Below are 1,810 nucleotides of genomic sequence, written 5' to 3' on the forward strand. Positions count from 1 at the left end.
CGATGACATGCCCCTTATCATCCGTCGCGATGACTCCGTCATTCATATTCGTCAAGATGGATGCGAGCTTCTCCTTCTCCTCTTCATTGAGAGAGAGGGCTTCCCTGAGCCGATTCATCATGAAATTGAACGTGTGCCCGAGCTGACCAATCTCATCGGTACCTCGAATATTGACCTGTTGATCAAAGTTCCCCTCCGCAACCGCTGTCGCCTGTTTCGTGATCTCTTTGATCGGATTCGTAATTGTACTTGTGAGAATGACACCAAGAATGGCGGTCAACCCTAGCGCAATCAATGTACCCGAAATCAGGATTCGGTTAATTGACCGGATCGTCTTATAGACATCCTCCATGGATGCGATTAGGTAGACAGCGCCCAGAACTCGCGCACCGCTACCCACAGGCTTAGCGATAATGACCTTTCGATAACCATCCTCATCAGTGAAGATCCGCTGGTTGTCCTTGATCCCTTGCAGCGCTCGAATGACTTCCGGCTGCGTATTTTTTTGCTTTAAATGATTGGGAACCGACGTGCTAATGACGTTCCCGTTGGCATCTATAATTTGTATTTCAGCATTATTAATGGAAAATAAATTGCTCACGAACTCGTTCAAATCCGCGTACGTCTTCTTGCCTTCGGCAGCATTCTTGCTATCCTGATCTCCTGTGAGATAGGACCCCACGAATCCAGCCAGCAGCGTAACCTGGCTGTTGCGCGAAGCCAAGAAGTCGTTCTTGAAATACGTCTCCACTGTTTTGTAGAAATACACCCCGATAAGCTGCATCGCAATCAAAATGAGCAGGACATACACAATAATCAGCTTCGCTTGGATCGATTGGAAGAAGCGGATGCCCTTCATGCTTAGAAGCCTCCGGCTTTCGGGCTGCGCATTAAATAGCCAAGCCCCCTGCGCGTCATGATGTATTCAGGACGGCTTGGGTCCGTCTCCAGCTTCTCGCGCAGCCGGCGTATCGTCACATCGACGGTGCGCACGTCGCCGAAATACTCAAAGCCCCAGACCGCTTGCAGCAGGTGCTCGCGTGTCATTACTTTGCCGGAGTTTTTGGCCAAATATTGAATCAGCTCGAACTCGCGATGCGTCAGATCAAGTGGAACCTCATCTTTATACACCATATACATGTCGTTATCGATGAATAAAGCGTGAATCCGCATCCCATTGCGCTGCGTATCCGACTCACTCGGAGCTGACTGCACCTTCGTCTGGCGGCGTAAATGCGCCTTGACTCGGGCCAGCAGCTCTCTTGTGCCGAATGGCTTGGTTACGTAATCGTCCGCGCCCATCTCTAGGCCAAGTACTTTGTCCAGCTCCGTATCTTTGGCTGTTAACATAATAATGGGTGTGTTCAGCTTCGAACGCACCTCTCGGCAGACATCCATCCCATCCTTCACGGGAAGCATGAGATCCAGCAATATAAGATCGGGCTGCTCAGAGAACGCCAGCTCTACAGCGCTTCCGCCATCATAGGCACAGATCACCTGATAGCCCTCTTTTTCCAAATTAAATTTCAAAATATCTGCAATCGGTTGTTCGTCATCCACCACGAGAATTTTTCCAAACAAACCTACCACCGCCTACTCCAGGATAAACTGCGAAGTCGTCCTATTCCTTGCATACTACCCTCTATTTTATCATATATTCAACTAAAAAGAGACAAGGCCCCCGAGTTGTCCGGTTTGACCTTGCCCCTATGTAAGTTAACGATTCAAATACTTCAATGGATTTTCCAAACTGCCGCTTTTGTGCACTTCAAAATGCAAGTGAACGCCTGTGGAATCGCCTGTACTTCCC

The 1,810-nt window shown here is 49.1% G+C and carries 3 protein-coding genes; all 3 read right to left on the minus strand.

Going from position 1 to position 1,810, the window contains the following annotated elements:
- Positions 1-859 (minus strand): HAMP domain-containing protein (locus tag AC1DUA_RS36005; RefSeq protein WP_477504298.1); only part of this gene is annotated, 859 nt, incomplete at its 3' end.
- Positions 860-861: 2 nt separating this feature from the next.
- Positions 862-1,581 (minus strand): response regulator YycF, encoded by a 720-nt coding sequence (yycF, locus tag AC1DUA_RS36010; protein ID WP_477504299.1) that lies wholly within the window; start codon positions 1,579-1,581, stop codon positions 862-864.
- Positions 1,582-1,716: 135 nt separating this feature from the next.
- Positions 1,717-1,810 (minus strand): M23 family metallopeptidase (locus AC1DUA_RS36015; RefSeq protein WP_477504300.1); only part of this gene is annotated, 94 nt, incomplete at its 5' end.

Source organism: Paenibacillus sp. 01T422, assembly GCF_056398785.1.